16 protein-coding genes are annotated in these 16,891 nt (G+C 56.4%); 5 read left to right on the forward strand and 11 right to left on the reverse strand.

What is annotated here, in order from left to right:
• Positions 1-69 precede the first annotated feature (69 nt).
• Genes FHW71_RS16550 through FHW71_RS16580 form a run of 7 tightly spaced genes read right to left on the reverse strand, consistent with a single transcriptional unit; the run spans position 70 to position 8,733 of the window.
• The gene (locus FHW71_RS16550) at positions 70-1,182 is read right to left on the reverse strand and encodes a Xaa-Pro peptidase family protein (protein WP_179452525.1); all 1,113 of its coding nucleotides are present in this window, start codon (positions 1,180-1,182) and stop codon (positions 70-72) included.
• Positions 1,182-2,408 (reverse strand): M20/M25/M40 family metallo-hydrolase, encoded by a 1,227-nt coding sequence (locus FHW71_RS16555; protein ID WP_179452524.1) that lies wholly within the window; start codon positions 2,406-2,408, stop codon positions 1,182-1,184. Before FHW71_RS16555 ends, FHW71_RS16550 begins: the two co-directional genes overlap by 1 nt.
• A 10-nt stretch (positions 2,409-2,418) precedes the next feature.
• The gene (locus FHW71_RS16560) at positions 2,419-4,056 is read right to left on the reverse strand and encodes an ABC transporter ATP-binding protein (RefSeq protein WP_179452523.1); all 1,638 of its coding nucleotides are present in this window, start codon (positions 4,054-4,056) and stop codon (positions 2,419-2,421) included.
• Positions 4,056-4,883, reverse strand: coding sequence for an ABC transporter permease (locus FHW71_RS16565; RefSeq protein ID WP_179452522.1), 828 nt, complete (start codon positions 4,881-4,883; stop codon positions 4,056-4,058). Before FHW71_RS16565 ends, FHW71_RS16560 begins: the two co-directional genes overlap by 1 nt.
• A complete protein-coding gene (locus tag FHW71_RS16570) occupies positions 4,876-5,823 on the reverse strand; it encodes an ABC transporter permease (RefSeq protein WP_007885920.1) in 948 nt (315 codons plus the stop codon). Before FHW71_RS16570 ends, FHW71_RS16565 begins: the two co-directional genes overlap by 8 nt.
• Before the next feature lie 9 nt (positions 5,824-5,832).
• Complete coding sequence (locus FHW71_RS16575; RefSeq protein WP_179452521.1) at positions 5,833-7,431, reverse strand: ABC transporter substrate-binding protein; 1,599 nt, start codon at positions 7,429-7,431, stop codon at positions 5,833-5,835.
• Positions 7,432-7,452: 21 nt separating this feature from the next.
• A complete protein-coding gene (locus tag FHW71_RS16580; protein ID WP_179452520.1) occupies positions 7,453-8,733 on the reverse strand; it encodes a M20 family metallopeptidase in 1,281 nt (426 codons plus the stop codon).
• Between the two features lie 79 nt (positions 8,734-8,812).
• Here FHW71_RS16580 and FHW71_RS16585 point away from each other — a divergent pair, with 79 nt between their 5' ends.
• From FHW71_RS16585 to FHW71_RS16595, 3 genes are all read left to right on the forward strand, one after another.
• Positions 8,813-9,583, forward strand: coding sequence for a GntR family transcriptional regulator (locus tag FHW71_RS16585; RefSeq protein ID WP_179452519.1), 771 nt, complete (start codon positions 8,813-8,815; stop codon positions 9,581-9,583).
• 129 nt (positions 9,584-9,712) lie between these two features.
• Positions 9,713-9,946 carry a YgdI/YgdR family lipoprotein gene (locus tag FHW71_RS16590; protein ID WP_091004292.1) on the forward strand — a complete coding sequence of 78 codons (234 nt, stop codon included), beginning with the start codon at positions 9,713-9,715 and terminating at the stop codon, positions 9,944-9,946.
• Positions 9,947-9,973: 27 nt separating this feature from the next.
• Positions 9,974-10,204: a YgdI/YgdR family lipoprotein gene (locus tag FHW71_RS16595; protein WP_179452518.1), complete on the forward strand. Its 231-nt coding sequence runs from the start codon at positions 9,974-9,976 to the stop codon at positions 10,202-10,204.
• A gap of 75 nt (positions 10,205-10,279) precedes the next feature.
• Here FHW71_RS16595 and FHW71_RS16600 read toward each other — a convergent pair whose 3' ends face one another.
• The 4 genes from FHW71_RS16600 to FHW71_RS16615 all read right to left on the reverse strand — a co-directional run bounded on the left by FHW71_RS16600 (position 10,280) and on the right by FHW71_RS16615 (position 14,804).
• Positions 10,280-11,128, reverse strand: coding sequence for a sugar phosphate isomerase/epimerase family protein (locus FHW71_RS16600; protein ID WP_061720413.1), 849 nt, complete (start codon positions 11,126-11,128; stop codon positions 10,280-10,282).
• A gap of 45 nt (positions 11,129-11,173) precedes the next feature.
• Positions 11,174-12,172, reverse strand: a complete 999-nt coding sequence (locus FHW71_RS16605; protein ID WP_179452517.1) for a 4-hydroxythreonine-4-phosphate dehydrogenase PdxA — start codon at positions 12,170-12,172, stop codon at positions 11,174-11,176.
• 10 nt (positions 12,173-12,182) lie between these two features.
• Entirely contained in the window at positions 12,183-13,478 is a 1,296-nt protein-coding gene (locus FHW71_RS16610) for an MFS transporter (RefSeq protein ID WP_061720411.1), read from the reverse strand.
• A gap of 540 nt (positions 13,479-14,018) precedes the next feature.
• On the reverse strand, positions 14,019-14,804 hold the full coding sequence (locus FHW71_RS16615; protein ID WP_179452516.1) for a MipA/OmpV family protein: 786 nt from the start codon (positions 14,802-14,804) through the stop codon (positions 14,019-14,021).
• Positions 14,805-14,928: 124 nt separating this feature from the next.
• Here FHW71_RS16615 and FHW71_RS16620 point away from each other — a divergent pair, with 124 nt between their 5' ends.
• Together FHW71_RS16620 and FHW71_RS16625 are read left to right on the forward strand one after the other, a co-directional pair.
• Complete coding sequence (locus FHW71_RS16620; RefSeq protein WP_179452515.1) at positions 14,929-15,624, forward strand: response regulator transcription factor; 696 nt, start codon at positions 14,929-14,931, stop codon at positions 15,622-15,624.
• Positions 15,621-16,814, forward strand: coding sequence for an ATP-binding protein (locus FHW71_RS16625; RefSeq protein WP_179452514.1), 1,194 nt, complete (start codon positions 15,621-15,623; stop codon positions 16,812-16,814). The genes FHW71_RS16620 and FHW71_RS16625 overlap by 4 nt, the downstream gene beginning before the upstream one ends.
• Positions 16,815-16,891: the final 77 nt, after the last annotated feature.

Here is a 16,891-nt window from a genome sequence, read left to right on the forward strand (position 1 = left end):
CCATAGCGGCACCGCGTCCATCCGGGCATTGCGCAATAAATTGCGCCGCTACAGAATGTGCAATCTGATTTACTGGTCCGGCAATGATAATAACTGACGCGGTAGATTTGTCAGCCGTTCTGCGCCTGCAGGCGTAACGCGCACCGTTTCGCTGAACGCCAGACCTTGCGCGGAAACATACATGTGGAACACCATATTCTCTTCAAGCAGCCACTGCGCGTTAGGGTGGAAACTGCAGGAAAAATCACTTGGTCGTGGCGTGCGCGTGTAAAGTCTCAATGCATAACCGGTGATATTGGGATAATCCGCGCGCAATCCTCTACTTAGCACCGCATCGCGCACGATGGCATCCACGTCGTGCGCCACCATGCCCGGTTTCATGGCGGCAAATTGCTGATCCTGAATCGCAATCAGCTGTGCTGCCAATTCGGCACGCTGCGCCGAAATCTCCCCGACGATATAAGGCCGCATCAGGCGTGCGCTGTAATGTTTCACTTTTGGGATCAGCTCGACGTGCAGCACATCGCCTTTTTCCAGCCGCTGCTCATGGCCGCTGGCATGCAGAAAACCATTATCACCGCTGGCGATCACAATCGGCCCGGTTTCGCCGGTATCCGCACCCAGCTGTAAAAACTGTCCGGCAGCCAGCGCGGCGACATCGCGCACGCGCCAGCCGCCTTCCACTTCCGCGCCTATCGCCATCATTGTGGCATCCGCGATGGCAGCAGCCTGACGCAACACGGCGATTTCCGTCGGGAATTTGACGCTGCGCAGCCGGTCGCTCAGCCCGGTTAAATCATGCCACGTCACGTCTGGCAGATAGCGCGAAAGCTGCTGCCAGCTGTGTACCGTCATGCCGTAGGAGTAAAAGTCCGCGCCGATGCGCGCCTGTTGATATCCGCGACCTATCAGACTTTGCGCCACCGCGTGCCAGGCATCCTGATCATCGCAATAGCTTTCCACTTCCAGCGTTGGCGATTGCGTGCGGCATGGCGCTTCATCCAGCTGACGCAGCACCATCCAGGGTTCGCCGTTGAGCGGCACCAGGCAGGCACGATACAAGGTTTCGGAGACGGTAAAGCCGGTGAGCCACGCCAGCAGCTCACCGTGATCCACCAGCATGATATCAACTGCGTTCTGCTGCATGGCGGCACGCAGACGCATCAGCGCCTCGGCATGCATTACGCGGCCTCAACCGGCTGGCAAATCTCCAGAATGGCCAGCAAATAGATGCGCACCATATCGAGGAATTCACTGATTTCAACCCGTTCATCCGGCATGGTGTTGTATTTGCCGCCCGGCCCACAGACGATCCCTTCCATGCCCGCATGCTGATAGAGATGCGCCGCGTCAGTGCCAAAGAATGCCGGAGGCGTGATCACGCCGGTCGGCTGCTCGGTGCCGCGCACGGTTTTCCAGCCGCGATTCACCGCTTTAACGATGGCCGATTCCGGTGACACTTCGAACGGCAACATGGTGGGTTTATCGCGAATGCCATCATCATAAAGCTCGGCTTTCAGGCCCGGGTAGCGCTGGCACAAGGTGTTCAGCAATGCCTGAAGATCGGCGAGCACGCCTTCCACCGTTTGCCCTGGCGCGAAGCGTGCCGAGCCTTTTAAGCGCACAAAATCAGCCACCTGCGGCGGTCGCCACTCTTCCAAATCGCGGCCCAACGCACCATGCACGGTACCGATATGTCCACGGTTAATCTTGCGATGTTCAGCGGTTTTAGCACCGCTAAAGGTCATACCGTTAATCTGCGGAATCAGCTCGACAGCGGCGCTGATCGCATCGACCGCTTCTTCACGTTTCGACAAATGACGCGTATCGCCGGTGAGTTCAATGGTAAACATCAGTGAACCGGCGTGCATGGTCAGCGCTTGCAGGTCGGTGGGTTCCGCATTGATGAAGTAGTCGGCGCGCACACCTTGCTCAATCGCCGCCAGCGTGCCAATGCCGCCCTGCAACTCGCCCACCACGTAGGTCAGAATCACATCGCCTTTCAGCTTTACACCGGCATCAATCAGCGTTTTCAAGGCGCAAAAGTAGGCCGCATCACCCGCTTTCATGTTCGACACGCCAATGCCGTAGATGAACTGCTCGTCAATTTTTCCTGCCCAGGGATCGACGGTCCAGCCTTCGGTGACAGGATTGGTATCCAGATGTCCGTTGAACAGCAGGCTTTTGCCGCCGCCGCTGCCCGCCAATCGTCCGATGGCGTTCAGCCTGTCGCCAGGCACGTTCTGCAGTTCGGTTTCCAGGCCCAGCTGCGCCATCTGCGCGGCCATGTATTTCGCCAGTTCACGCTCGCCATCGGTGGCGCTGTAGCTTTTGTGCTGCACCATTTTTGCCAGGAAAGAGAGGCAAAATTCGCGATCGATATGATGAATTAACTGTTCAGGATTCATGTTTTTCTCGTCATGCAACGGACTTGGATAAGTCGGGAATATGCACCGCATCAAGCAATGCACGGGTATAAGGATGCTGCGCCAGCGCCGTCATGTTGTCGCCCGGCAGCACTTCCACCACGTCACCGCGATACATCACCGCCACGCGATGGGCGATTTGGCGAATCAGGTTGAGATCGTGGGTAATAAACAGATACGCGGTGCCGTAGCGGCGGCGCAGTTCCAGTAGCAATTCGATAATGGTGGCCTGCACCGAGACGTCGAGCGCGGCGGTGATCTCGTCACAAATCACCAGATCCGGTGGATTGGCAAAGGCGCGGGCGATGGCGACGCGCTGCTTCTGGCCGCCCGATAGCGCATGCGGATAACGCTGCGCAAACTCCGGCGGCAAACGCACTTCCTGCAGCAGGCGCGCCACCGCCTGTGCTTCGGTTTCACCCGGCGGCAAACCGTACAAGCGCAGCGGCCGCGCGATGATCTCGCCGATGGTCATACGCGGATTCAGCGAGGCATCGGGATGCTGGAAAATCATCTGCACGCGGCGGCGATACTCTTTATCCATCTGCGCGCGGCCATGCAGCGTGTAGCCACAAAAATCGAGCTCGCCGCTGAACGGCACCAGTCCAGTGATAGCTTTACCCAGCGAGGATTTACCGGAACCGGATTCACCGACCACGCCGAGAATTTCGCCCTGATGCACAGTGAGCGAAACCGCATTGGCAGCGCGCGTGGTATTGGCTTCACGCTTCAACAGGCGGTCGAGCAAACCTTGTTTGCCGTAATCGATAGTCAGTTGCTTCAGGCCGAGTAACGGCTGATTGCCTGGCGCGTCCTGCACCAGCCGATGCTGCGGATTGGGCACCGCCTCAATCAGCTTGCGCGTGTAGGCATTTTGCGGCGCGTTAAACAGGCTGCGCGTGTCGGCCTGTTCGACAATGCGCCCTTGCTCCAGCACACAGACGCGGTTGGCCACTTTGGCGACTAACGCCAGATCGTGCGAGATGTACAGCGACGCGACGCCGGTCTCTTCACGCAAACGCTCGTAAAGGTCGAGGATTTGCGCTGAGCTGATCACATCCAGCGCGGTGGTTGGCTCATCAAAAATCATGCAGTCCGGCTGGCAGGCAAACGCGGTGGCGATCAGGATGCGCTGCTTCTCGCCGCCCGAAACCTGATGCGGATAGCGAAGCATCATGCGCGCCGGATTTTTGAGTTCAACGTCATGCAGCAATGATTCGCCCAGATCCTGCGCTTCACGCGCGGACAAACCGCGATGGCGGCGCAACACTTCAGTGACCTGCTCACCCAACGTCAGCGTGGGATTGAGCGAGGCGCTGGGATCCTGAAAAATCATCCCCAGTTTGGCCCCGCGCAGCGCCGTCAGTTTGGCCGCTGGCAAGGTCAGCAGGCTGTCGCCGTTCAGGCGGATATCGCCTTGCAGCTCGCGCGCATTGCCCGCCAGCCAGCGCATAATCGCCCACCCGAGCGTGGTTTTGCCGGAACCCGATTCGCCCACCAGCCCCAGCACTTCGCCGGGCATCACTTGCAGGTTGATGTCGCGCAGCACCGGCAGCGCATGTCCTTTGGCTAACGCGTAATCGAGGCTGTAATTTTCTACCGACAGCACCGGTGCAAGCTTGTCACTCATCAGTGGCTCCTTGGGTTGAGCACATCACGCAGCCCGTCACCCAGTAAATTAAAACCAATGGCGACCAGCGCGATGGCGAGGCCCGGAATCATCATCATCCACGGCGCATTGAAGAAGTAGGCGCGCGCTTCCGAGACCATCAATCCCCATTCTGGCTCTGGCGGCTGTGCGCCCAAACCCAGGAAACTCAGGGTGGCAAACAGCATGATGGCGAAGGCGACGCGAATGGTGGCTTCCACGATGATCGGCGCCAGAATATTCGGCAGCATTTCACGCAGAATGATGTAGTGCCCGGCTTCGCCGCGCGCGATGGCGGCGTTGATGTAATCCTGCTGGCGGGCGGCCAACGCCACGCTGCGCGAGATGCGCACCATGCCCGGCACAAAGGCGATGGTGATCGCCAGCACCGCGTTCATGCTGCTCTGCCCGAGCGTGCTGACAATCAGCAACGCAAACAGCAGGCTGGGAATCGCCATCACCGCATCCATAGTGCGCATCATGAACTCATCAAATTTGCCGCCCAGATAGGCGCTGGCGGTGCCGAGCACCGAACCGATCACCATCGCCAGCGCGGTAGCCAGCAGCGACAGTAAAATGGTTGAGCGCGCGCCCACCATCACGCGGCTAAAAATGTCGCGGCCCATCTGATCGGTACCAAACCAGTGTTCCGCGCTGGGCGGCTTATAGCGCGTCAGGACGGAGATCGATTCAGGATCAAAAGGCGCAACGTGCGCGCCGCCCACCACCATCAGCAGCGCCAGCAAGATAATCAGCACGCCAGCGGCGCCCTGCGGTGAACGCAGCAAACGTTTCAAAATATCAGGCATAGGAGATCCGCTTATCGAGAGTGACGTAGGCCAAATCAGCCAGGAAGTTCACCACTGAATAGGTCGCGGCGAGGATCATCACGCCAGCCTGAATGGTGGGCAGATCGCGCGCCTGCACGGCGACAATCAGTTCGCGGCCAATACCGGGAATGGCGAAAATCTCCTCCACCACCACAATGCCGCCCAGCAGATAACCGACATCCAGCGCCACGATGGTGATGGTCGGCAACAAGCCGTTGCGCAGCGCATGTCGCCAGAGAATGCGGCGACGCGATAAGCCTTTCAGCCACGCGGCGCGGATGTAATCGGTATGCAGCACATCGACCATTTCTGAGCGCACCATGCGCGAGACGTGCGCCACCAGAATCAGCGCCACGGTCACCGACGGCAAAATCAGGTGCTGAATGCCGCTGACAAAGTTCTCACTGAGCGGCACATAACCGGTGGCGGGCAAAATCTGCCAGACATCGGCAAACAGCAGCAGCACCAGCGTGGCGGTGACGAATTCCGGAAACGAGATGCCGATGTAGGAGATGACGCTCACCAGCACGTCGGCGGTTTTGCCGCGACGCACCGCCGCCCAGATGCCGAGGGGAATGGCGATAATCAGCATCAGGATCAGGGCGCACACCGCCAGCAGCAGCGATCGCGACAACGCCGTCAGCAGCGTCGGCGCCACTTCGAGGCCATTGCGCATTGATACGCCAAAGTTGCCTTGCAGCGCCTGCGTCAGCCAGTGCCAGTATTGCAACCACGCCGGGGCATCCAGCCCCAGACGTTCACGCACCGCCGCCAACGCTTCCGGCGTGGCGTTTTGTCCCAGCAAAGTGACAGCCGCATCGGCCGGTAGCAGTTGAGTAATGCCAAAGACCAGCAGCGACACCACTAACAAGGTGTAAACCATCAGCAGAAGGCGTTTAAGCAGATAACTTGCTGTCACGTTCGCTCCTTACACTGCGCGCTTCGGCGCTTTGTCGGTCAACCAGATATGGTCAAGACGGAACACCGCACCGCGCGGATGCAGGTGATATCCGCCGACATAATCGCGGCTGGCGGCAAGCAGATCGAAGAAGGTTGGGATCACCGATGGCACTTCGTCATGCATCAGCTGCTGCGCTTTGCCATACAACGTGGCGCGCTGGGTTTCATCGCGGGTTTCACGCGCTGCGCCGACCGCTTTATCAAACTCCGCGTTATTCCAGCGCGTTTCATTCCACGATGCGGTTGAGGTGTAGAGCAGTGAAAACACCGCGTCCGGCGTCGGCTGCATGTTATAGAAGCCGACGTAGAAATTGCCCTTCTTCCACACCTGATCGAGATAGGTGCTGTGCGCCATGGTCTGCACGTTGATGCGGAAACCGCCCTGTTTCGCCATTTCGCGCAGCGCGATGCCTAGCTGGGTGCGGGTGGCTGGTTTGTCGGAGGCGATGAGCGTTAAATCCAGACCGTTGGGATAACCGGCATCCGCCAGCAGCGCCTTGGCTTTGCTGTAATCCACCGCTTTTTTCGCCAGGTCGGCGAAGAACGGATACGCGCCGTTGATCGGCGTGTCGTTACCCGGTGAACCCAAGCCATCCGCCACGAAATCCACTGACGCCTGACGATCAACGCACAGTGCCAGCGCCTGACGCACTCGCACATCGTTGAAGGGTTTTTGATCGCAGCCCATGTTCACATTGAGGAACTGGCCGGATGCCACGCGCAGCGGCAGCACGCCGGAAGATTTGGACAGGCGCGCGAACTCGCTCGACTGCGCGCTCAGCATCAGATCGGTGTCACCGGAGATCAGCGCAGAACTCTCCGCGATGCCATCGGGATAAACCACCACTTCCACGCCATCCAGATAAGGGCGCGCCGGATCGTAGTAATGCGGATTGCGCTTCACCACAATTTTGCGTTCCGGATCGTAGGAAACCAGCTGGAAAGGACCGGCGCCGAATGAGGCTTTGCTCAGCTTGTCATACTGGCCTTGCGCGATGCTGGCCGGGATGATTTTCGCATCCGGATAAGCCAGCATCACCGGCAAATCGGCGTAAGGCGCGTCGGTTTCAATCAATACCGTATTGGTGTCTGGCGCGCTGACGGCTTTAATCGGCCCAATGTTATGCAGCGCCGGTGAGGCATTTTTCGGATCGAGCAGCGCCTGCAGGCTGGCGAGCACATCGGCTGAGGTTAACGCCGAACCGTCGCTGAACTTCAGGTTTGGGCGCAGGGTAAATGTCCACTGCTTGAGATCGGCGCTCGCCTGCCAGGATTGCGCCAAATCGGCTTCGGCTTTCATCTCCTGCGTCAGACGCGTTAAGCCGCTGTACAACAGTTCCGCCACCAGATATTCCGGGTTGACGCGAACCTGATGCGGATTCAGCACGCTGACGGCCTGGTCAACGCTGATGCGCAACACGCCGCCTTTACGCGCGGTGCCGCCCGGCGTAGCGCTCGCCACCTGCGCGGCATGGGCCGAGAACGACCAGGGCAGCATCGCTGCGCCCGTCAGAGCGGTAGAACTGGCGATAAACTGTCTGCGGTTTAACCCTTTCATTGCGCACATCTTCTCTTCCTCGTTAATTAGTTAACTACCCTGGGTTGGCTGAAAATCATCGGCGAGATACGCCAGAATGGACTGCGAAAGTGCGATCAAATCTGCCAGCGTGGTGTATTCATCGGCGGCATGAATGCGATTGTCCGGACGGGCGAGGCCGCCGAGTAAAATCTCCTGAATCCCGGCTTGCTGGACCCAGCCCATATCGGAACTGGTGGACGATCCCCAGGGTTTGAACTCGCTGGGTTGGAAGCCAAATCCCTGACTCAGCGCCGCCTGCCAGCGCGGCCAGTGCGGGCCGTCAGGATTAGCGACCGGCGCGAGATGACCAATCATTTGCAGCGTGACGTCGAGCGCGGGGCTGTCGCGCATCGCACTTTCCACACAATGCGTTAGCTCCTGCCACACCGCGTCAAAGCGCTCTTCCGGCGCGTAACGGCGATTAATCAACAGCTCAAAACGTTCCGGAATAGTCGAGCCTTTGCTACCGCCCTGCGCGGCGGCCAGCGTTAACAGTGATGTCAGCGGTTTGCCGAGATAATGCGGCGGGGAAGGCATCGCCGAGGTGCGTTGTTCCACCTCGAGCTTCAACTGGTAAAGCGCGTTCATCAGCGGCAGCGCCGCTTCGATAGCATTGATGCCGTTAACCGGATCGCCAGAGTGCGCCGAACGTCCGGTGATAATTACCTTGAGATCGATGCTGCCAAAGCAGCCGGCCCAAATGCGCGGCACCGCGCCGCCGTTGAAGCTGAGCAGGTGACCGGAGAAAAGCTGTTGTTCCGCCAGGTAACGGATGCCGGGATACAAGCCGCCCTCTTCATCAGTGCAAAGAAGAAATACCGGATTAAAACGCAGCGGAACCGCCGCCGCCTGCGCCGCGCGCACCGCCGCCATCGCGGCAACAATGGTGCCTTTCATGTCTGCCGCGCCGCGCCCAAAAAGCTTGCCTTCCGCTGCAGTCAGCGTCAGCGCCGGAAAGCGCCAGCCATCACCGGCGGGCACGGTATCGGTATGGAAATAGAGATTGCAGTTTTCAGCTGCACCGGCATCGAGTGACGCCAGCAGATTGACGCGTTCACCGTACGCGCTGCCGTCCGGTGCCTGCCATAAATGTTCCGGCACCGAGACACGCGCAAAGCTGAAATCCAGCGGATCCAACAGATGCGTCATCACGTCAGCAAAAGCACCGTAACCGTTGCCCGGCGGGAAGCAGGTATCGACCTCGAGCATCTGTTTGAGGTCATCCGTCATTTGCGCGCCGTCGTTAGCAATCATCGCTAATGCACTGTTAAAACGTGAATTTTGCATCATAGGATTATCGTCTGTTGTATTTCTATATAGTTTATAGATAATGCAATTCAACCACTGCGGTCAATCGGTAATCGGAAACATGCAAAAAAACTATGACGCGAACGATGCTCAACCTTTCGCCAGACTCAGCGAAGGTGAAGGTGCGCCGCTGTATGAAGTGGTCAAGCGCCATATCAGCGAATCGATCCTGCAAGGTGAACTGCCCGCAGGCACGATTTTGCCAAGTGAAAATAGCCTGGCGGCGAAGTTTGGTGTGTCGGTTGGCACGGTGCGCAAAGCGCTGGCCGCGCTGACCACAGAAGGCATGCTGATGCGCCGTCGCAAAACCGGCACCGTGGTGACCGGCTGGGCGCCGCTGCACAATCTCAGCCATTTCTTCCAGTATTTCCGGCTGCACGATAAAACCGGCGGATTGCTGCAATCCGATACCCGACTACTCGATTATCAGCTCAGCCATGCCAGCGCCGATGAAGCGGAGAAACTGCAAATTTCGCAGGGCGATGAGGTGATCCGGCTGAAGCGATTGCGGCGCGTGAAGGGAATCGCTGCGATGCACGAGACGCTGGTGTTGCCCTCGGCGCGTTTGGCCGATTTCCCACCCGCCGATCAGTTGCCGCCGCTGCTCTATCGCTATCTGTTTGAACGCTACGATCTGCGCGTCGCTGCCGTGCGCGAGCAAATCACCGCTACGCTGGCGAATGAAGAGGATGCGGCGTTGCTGGAGCTGAGTTTGCCGCACGCCGTGATGGTGATTGATGAAGTGTCGTTTGATCAAAGTGCTCTTCCGGTGATTCTGGCGCACCACCGCTTTAGCACCGAACACTTTATGTACGTGAATGAGATTCGCTGATCGCGCGGCATGAACCGCCGTTTGAGTCAGGTTAAACAGCGCAGATGCGCCGGGTTTCTGGAAGTTTCGGGAAAATGTTCTACGCTTTAAAGGTAGTTAAACGTATTCCACTGAAAGGAACTCATCATGATGAATAAAACAGTACTGGCAACGGCATTTCTTGGCACTTTCATGGCAATGACATTGACCGCTTGCTCTTCTAATCAGGCGATTAAAACCAACGACGGACGCACTATCGTGACGTCTGGTAAGCCGCAAATCGACAGCGATACAGGCCTTGTTTCTTACAAGGATGCGCAAACCGGTAAAACTGAGCAGATCAATCGCGACAAGATTACCAACATGAGCGAACTGGATAATTAATATCCTTTTACTAGCCTGGAGAGACTAATGAAAAAATCAATTTTGCTTTCTGTTACTGCGCTTATTGCCCTGTCCGCTCTGACCGGTTGTACACGGACCTCGTACGCCATCCACACCAATGATGGACGCACCATCGTGACCGATGGCAAACCACAGGATGCCGAAACCGGCCTGCTGGGTTATGTCGATGCCAATGGCGTTAAGCAGCAAATCAATAAAAGTGACGTGAAAGAGATCTCTGAAGTTCCGAAGAAATAACTTTTCTGCCTGAAGCCGCCCGCTATAGTGGATTTTCGCCATAGCGGGCGTTTTTAATGACCTGATGTGCTTGCTTCAACCGAAGTCGCTCTGCAATCCATCGATATACTTTTTACTCTCCCTCAGCACTTCAACAATCCGTTCCAGTTCCACTGGCGTATCACTGCGTACCGGCGTGCTGTCAGCCAGTCGATGCATGCGCAGCGGGATTTCCAGCGTGCAGGGAATATCGTGCATTGCCAGTGACTTGATGAGCGGCTGATACGCTAATATGCCCTTCCCGATGGGCGGAAAGTGAAACTCTGTGCCCTGCTTATATACATCTTTAATGTGACAATGCCGCATCTGTGGCAACAGCTGCATTATCTGTTGTATCGCATCCGCCTGAGGTCGCAACGACACCATATTGCCAGCGTCGCCATTAAACGCTACAGCTGTACTGCCCACCTCTCTCAGCAACTGTTCACCCTCGGCTGCCAGCGCAAAAGCATCATAGTTATGGTCGCCACCATTTTCGATCAGTAAGCAACAATCGGCCTGCTCAAGATATGGCGCGATCTGACGTAAATTACTCACCAGCGCCGCATAATCCTCACGCTTTGCCGTACAGGCATTGAGCAGCTTGACGCCTATCGCCTGAGCAAAACCGATGCGTGTTTGCAGGTACGCAACCGCTTCGGGTCGCGCCAGATTAAAGGTGCAACCGAGCGCCAACGTTTTCAGCTGATGCTTGTCCAGCAGTGTCCGTATGCGTTGCGCATTGGCCGGGCTATACAGGCTGTCATCCAGGTCACCGACATAACCTTGGTTATAAGCGACCTCAACGTACTCATAACCTAACTGGCTAATGATTCCGAAGGCGACATCCATGTCGTGCCCATCGAAAATCGAGGTGTTAACACCGAGTTTAAGCGAATTTGGCATAGCGAAGATTCTCCTGATAATCGGATATCGAACGATAACTGGGAATCAAATCGCGCTGGCTGCCATACGCACCAGCAAGCGGAAAGCGTTCTCAAACGCCGATGGCGTTGCAAGATTTTGCCCATATAAGTTGTATGCGGTGCCGTGATTGGCGGTCGCGATTGGAATCGGCAGTCCGCCCTGTACGGTAATACCGCGTTCGAAGCCAAGCATTTTTAACGCGGTGGCGAACTGATCGTGGTACATCGAAACCACGGCATCCAGATGCTGCGTATCTACGGCTTTGTAGGTGGTATCGGCTGGATATGGGCCATAGACATCAATACCTTGATATTTGGCTTTTGCCATCGCCGGTTTAATGATGGTTTGTTCCTCATCACCAAACAAACCATTCTCACCACCATGTGGATTCAGGGCCTGCACGGCAATTTTCGGCTTAGCGATGCCCGCCTGACGCAGCGTGCGATCCATCAGCGCAATGGTATCGACTACGCCTTCGACACTGAGGTTCTTCACAATATCGCGGAAGGGAATATGCGAAGTGGCGCGTCCAGCCCAGAGGTCATCCACCACATTCACCTCACAGCAGAAGCTATCCCACTTCAGTAGTTCGGCGAACCAGTGCAATTCATCGCGATGCTGCAGCCCTCCCATATGCATCGCTTGCTTATTCAGCGGCGCAAAACAGACGCCTTGCGTAATGCCCTGCTGTGTCAATTCGACCGCACGCGCCAGCGTTTCAAGGATATACACGCCGCTCTGCTCGCTAGCATTGCCATAATCAAAAGGTGTGCGTGAAGACCAGTCATGATTGAGCAGCAACGGTTTACCCGACGTGAATCTGATATCTGCGGTGTCAGTAATTTCGCCATAGTCGAAACGTTGATCGGCAATGGTCATGCCTTTTTCCAGCTCCTGGCGGTCGGCAATGATAATCACGTTAGCCAACTCACGTAGCGCCGGCTGCGACAATACTTTGGCCACCAGCTCTGGACCAATACCTGCTGGATCGCCCAGCACCAGTGCAACAGAAGGTTTTTTCATCAGGATTTCCTCAGTGATAAGCATTATTTGCGGGCTGTACTTCACCGCGAGAAGGGGAATCTTCAGACAACGGAATGTCCGGGCGCATAAAGAAGGTAAGCACGATGCCCACCATCAGCAGCACAACCGAGCCATAAAATGGCAAGCTCCAGTTGCCGGTTCTATCAATGATGATGCCAAACAGAATCGGCGAAATGATGCCCGCCACCGCTGAGCCGGCATTCACCAGGCCGCTGGCGACGCCAACGTACTTGGGCGTGATCTCCATCGGAACCGCCCAGATAGGCCCAATGGTCAGTTCCAGGCAGAAGAAGGCCAGACCAAGACAGGCGGTAATCACCGTCATGTTGGTGGAGCTAATCACCGGAATGAGCAGCAAACCGGCGCTCAGAAAGCTAAAGATAATGACGTTACGTCGCGCCGCCACTACATTGCCGGTGCGTTTCAGGATTTTGTCACTCACGATGCCGCCGACGGTATTCCCCACCACACCCGAGAGAAACACTGCAGAAGTGAAAAGTGCGGACGATTTCAGGTCCATGCCGCGACCGTTCATAAAGAAAGTGGGTAGCCAGGTGAAAAACAGCCAGCCTGTCCAGCCGTAGCAAAAATAGACGCCCATGGTTGGCCCAATACGTTTGAGCAGCGCTTTCCATGGCGTGGGGGCTTTCACTTTGTCCGTCATGTAGGCATCAAGTTTTGGCAAAATCTTGCGTTCTTCTTCGCTCATATCGGCAATGTGATGCGGGTTATCGCGGAAGCCTGCAATCCAGAAACCGAGCCACACGGCGGTAATAACGCCCAATGCGATAAATGAGAAGCGCCAGGAGTGCATCAGTACTAACAGCGCCACCAGCGATGGCGTGACGGCATTGCCGAAGCGGGAAAATGAGTGAGTAACACCCTGCACAAAGCCACGCTTCTCGCTGGAGAACCAGAATGTCATGGCGCGCGCTTGTGACGGCAATGCCGCGCCTTCGCCTACCCCAAGCAGCATGCGTGACAGGAACAACGAAGCGAAACCACCCGCGAAACCGGTACAAATGGTCGCGACCACCCAGATGCTGCCGCAGATGATAATGGTTTTGCGTGCGCCGAAGCGGTCAACAAACCAGCCACCGATAATCTGAAACACTAAGTAGGTGTAAGCGAAGGCAGAAAAAATCAGGCCCAGATCGGTATTATTGAGGCCAAGATCCTGCTTTATCAGCCCCGCCGCAGTTGAAAGGTTGACGCGATCGACGTACATCAGAAATGACAGGGCGCAGAAAAGCGCCAGTACTTTCGTACTGTATCGGTTTTTCATGGATGAACCTTTTGGGTTAGGTCAGAGGTTGTGGGCTGCACCTTGCTCAAATGAACGCTTGCTGTTCATTTGTTATATTTTATCGCTTATTTTTCGCCTGCTCATTGTGAGCACCATCACAATAAGCCTGCTAAGTAGTTTTCAGCGTTCAAGGTGTGATCGTCATCTCAGCATTGCCAGCTGATGATGAACATATGCACAATCAATCACTAAGCCATAAACAAAAGCTCATGGGATAAGCGTTACGATCTGTTCCTGATGCGTACATATGCGCAGTGAATAATGCGGAGTGGAGGTGGTTTATTGGTCGCCATAAATGGCGACCCTACCGTTGTTTGGCGTGGTTTTTGTAGGGTGCGCATTCATGCGCACCTGGATAAATAGACAATTTAATGTGCCGCTACAGTGCGTGTCGCTTTTCGTCTAAACACTTTCTTAAGCGATGTAGATAAGATAGACAGCCAGATGTACAATAGCGCAAACGCTAATAACCATCAGCAATGTCAGTACGCCTTTGCCAGGATTCAACGCGTAGAGTCCCTAGAACGTATACGTCACCGCCGCTGTTGCGGTCAGCTGGTTCTGCCTGAATACAATGGGACTGTCCGCCGCGTGATCGTCCAGCCACGTGTAACCCGTGCTCAGTGCGCCGCCCCAGTGCTGAGTAAACTGATGACTCCATGTCAGATCAGTTTCTACCCCATAAAATCCTGCTGCTGCTGAGTAAGTCGTATAGCCACTCTTGACGCTTTGACGTGCATTAACGCCGTACCAGGTTTGCATGTAGCGCGCATCCCCAAACAGCGCGGAGGTCTGCAAGGAAAGGTTATCTTCCTGGCTTTGCAGCGGAATCAAGGTTAACGAAGTGCGATAATTTACGCCCTGGCTGGCTGTCAGCGGCAGTACGGCTTTCGCTTCAAGAATCAGCCATGGCGAGATCGCCCAACCGGCAGCAATTCCGGTGTTGAGCGTGGCATTGATTGTGCCCATGCCACGAAGCTTGTCAGAACCATCGCGCCAGTCGGAATCCTTGTCCGCCCTGCCCAGGCCATATCCCAATGTATGTTCCAGATACAGGCCGCTGTCACTTTGCAAATCGTAGCCGACACCCTTTTGCGAATCGATAAAAAATGCGCCCTTTCGGGCCTGCACCATCGGCACCACCTGCCAGCGTTGCTTATTTGCGCCGCTATATTTCGGCGTGGTCTGCGCGCCTACGCCCATCATCACGCCATCCTGCGCTGCGCTATCATCGGCGCGCGTGCTGGCACTGAAACTGACCAGTAACAAACAGCCACTGTACAGCGCCTTTTTTCTGGTTATCATCGTGTCACCTCAGTTACCCATCTGTTTTTAGCCCCTTGCCCGGGCGTTGCGTCACAGGTCGGAGTATCCCGAAGCAATGTCAATTAAGTGCCAGGGATTTATGAAGAAACTGTCAAGGTGAGCCATGAACAACAGACGAGTATTGGTTATTGAGGATGATGCAGACGCGGCAGACGTGCTGGAAGCCTATCTGCTGCGCGAAGGATATGCCGTAGAGATTGCCGGTAATGGGCTTAGCGGACTTGAGCGCGTTGAGAAGTGGAAACCCGATCTCATTCTGCTCGACATCATGTTACCCGGCATGAACGGCACCGAGGTGCTGGCTGCCGTGCGACGCCGCGCTGACACGCCGGTGATTATGATTACCGCGATGACGGACACGCCCGACAGAATCGGCGCGCTGCGCTTAGGCGCGGATGACTACGTGGTGAAACCCTATCATCCGGGTGAAGTGGTTGCGCGCGTGCAGGCCGTGCTGCGCCGCAGCCGTGCGGCAGTTGCCGAGGATGAAGTGCTACGCTGGCAAGCGCTTGAAGTTAATACTGCGGCAATGACCGCCGTCGTCGCGCAGCCAGAGCAGCATCCAACCCGGATTGACCTCACGCCAACCGAATTTTCTCTGCTGGTGACGCTGATGCGAGCGCCAGTGCGCGCGCTTAGCCGTCAATATCTGATCGAAACCTGTATGCCTGAAAGTGAGGCGCTGGAAAGGGTGATCGATACCCACGTCTACAACCTGCGTAAGAAGCTCGAAATCGCCGGGTTGTCAGAGATATTACTCAACGTGCGCGGCGTGGGTTACAGGTTCAGACAGCCATGAAAAAGTCACCTCCTCAAACGCTGTGGCGCTGGATCTGCGTGCGTATTTTGACGCTGGCCATCGTCACGGTTATTGCCGTCGCCGGGATTATGTTCCTGCGCTTTGCGCTGCAAAACCTGTGGATCATCCACCATATGCCGCCGGACATGCGCCAGGAATTTCTGACACTGCGCGCGCATCCGCAAACCAATCTGCCGCGCTTCCACGAGATCGTTGATGAACGCTGGGGTGTGCGCTACTCCGATCCTTCGGTCGGTGCCGCTGACTGGCTGATGGTGATCATCCTGATTTTCATCATTACGCCGTTTGTTGCTTTCACCGTTCTGCGCTACGCCCGTCCGCTAGCGCTGCAATTCAGCCACCTGAAAAAAACCGCTGATCGAGTATCCGAAGGGCAGTTTGGTTCATCCGCCACCATGGTAAAAAGCGCCCCGGCGGAGCTGTTGCACTTCGCGCACGACTTTAATCGCATGAGCCAGCAACTGGCGCTCTACGATCGTGAACTGCGCGCCTCGCACGTGGCGCTGGCACACGAACTACGCTCGCCGCTGACGGCCGCCATTGGTCGAATGCAAGGTCTGCTGGATGGTGTGTTTCAGCCCGAACCGCAGCAGCTGGAAATGGTCATGAAACAGTTGCGTCACATGAGCCGACTCATTGATGAGCTTCACCTGCTGTCGCTGGCCGACGCCGGGCAACTTAAGCTGGATCTGCATGTGATAAATCCGGGAGAACTGGCACGAGAGCGTGTGGCCTGGGTACGACCGCAAGCCGAAGCCAGCGGCATGATCATCAGCGTGGCAGCAGACAGCACGCTCACCTGCCGCGCCGATCCCTTCCGGTTGGGTCAGGTTTTTAGCGTGTTGATTGAAAACGCCTTGCGCTATGGCAAACCTGCGGGCCAGTTGCAGATTATCGCCCGGGCGGTGCCGGGAGGCTGCAGTATTGAATTCAGGGATGATGGCCCCGGCGTCGCACCGGCGTTTCTGCCAGAGATGTTTGAACGCTTCACGCGCGGCGAATCCTCACGCGCGCGACACTCAGGCGGCAGCGGACTTGGCCTGTCGATCGCCCGCGCCATCTGCGTGGCGCACGGCGGCAGGATTAGCGCCAAACTACCTAAAGAGGGTGGCCTCAGCCTGGCAATTTTTTTGCCTAACGTCAGTACGGAGCCGTTGTCGCGCTCTTGACAGGATCTTGACTCGCCGTACAAAGAATCTCGACAGTAAGCCGTTTTAATGGCGCCAAATCCTTGTACGGAGAGGCG

It is taken from the genome of Enterobacter sp. Sphag1F (assembly GCF_014193275.1).
Taxonomy (GTDB): Bacteria; Pseudomonadota; Gammaproteobacteria; order Enterobacterales; family Enterobacteriaceae; genus Pantoea; species Pantoea symbiotica.

Bases quoted from the DNA above. Each gene is read 5' to 3' on its own strand.
- FHW71_RS16550 (WP_179452525.1), bottom strand. From the start codon at position 1,182: ATGCATGCCGAGGCGCTGATGCGTCTGCGTGCCGCCATGCAGCAGAAC.
- FHW71_RS16555 (WP_179452524.1), bottom strand. From the start codon at position 2,408: ATGAATCCTGAACAGTTAATTCATCATATCGATCGCGAATTTTGCCTC.
- FHW71_RS16560 (WP_179452523.1), bottom strand. From the start codon at position 4,056: ATGAGTGACAAGCTTGCACCGGTGCTGTCGGTAGAAAATTACAGCCTC.
- FHW71_RS16565 (WP_179452522.1), bottom strand. From the start codon at position 4,883: ATGCCTGATATTTTGAAACGTTTGCTGCGTTCACCGCAGGGCGCCGCT.
- FHW71_RS16575 (WP_179452521.1), bottom strand. From the start codon at position 7,431: ATGTGCGCAATGAAAGGGTTAAACCGCAGACAGTTTATCGCCAGTTCT.
- FHW71_RS16580 (WP_179452520.1), bottom strand. From the start codon at position 8,733: ATGATGCAAAATTCACGTTTTAACAGTGCATTAGCGATGATTGCTAAC.
- FHW71_RS16585 (WP_179452519.1), top strand. From the start codon at position 8,813: ATGCAAAAAAACTATGACGCGAACGATGCTCAACCTTTCGCCAGACTC.
- FHW71_RS16590 (WP_091004292.1), top strand. From the start codon at position 9,713: ATGAATAAAACAGTACTGGCAACGGCATTTCTTGGCACTTTCATGGCA.
- FHW71_RS16595 (WP_179452518.1), top strand. From the start codon at position 9,974: ATGAAAAAATCAATTTTGCTTTCTGTTACTGCGCTTATTGCCCTGTCC.
- FHW71_RS16600 (WP_061720413.1), bottom strand. From the start codon at position 11,128: ATGCCAAATTCGCTTAAACTCGGTGTTAACACCTCGATTTTCGATGGG.
- FHW71_RS16605 (WP_179452517.1), bottom strand. From the start codon at position 12,172: ATGAAAAAACCTTCTGTTGCACTGGTGCTGGGCGATCCAGCAGGTATT.
- FHW71_RS16610 (WP_061720411.1), bottom strand. From the start codon at position 13,478: ATGAAAAACCGATACAGTACGAAAGTACTGGCGCTTTTCTGCGCCCTG.
- FHW71_RS16615 (WP_179452516.1), bottom strand. From the start codon at position 14,804: ATGATAACCAGAAAAAAGGCGCTGTACAGTGGCTGTTTGTTACTGGTC.
- FHW71_RS16620 (WP_179452515.1), top strand. From the start codon at position 14,929: ATGAACAACAGACGAGTATTGGTTATTGAGGATGATGCAGACGCGGCA.
- FHW71_RS16625 (WP_179452514.1), top strand. From the start codon at position 15,621: ATGAAAAAGTCACCTCCTCAAACGCTGTGGCGCTGGATCTGCGTGCGT.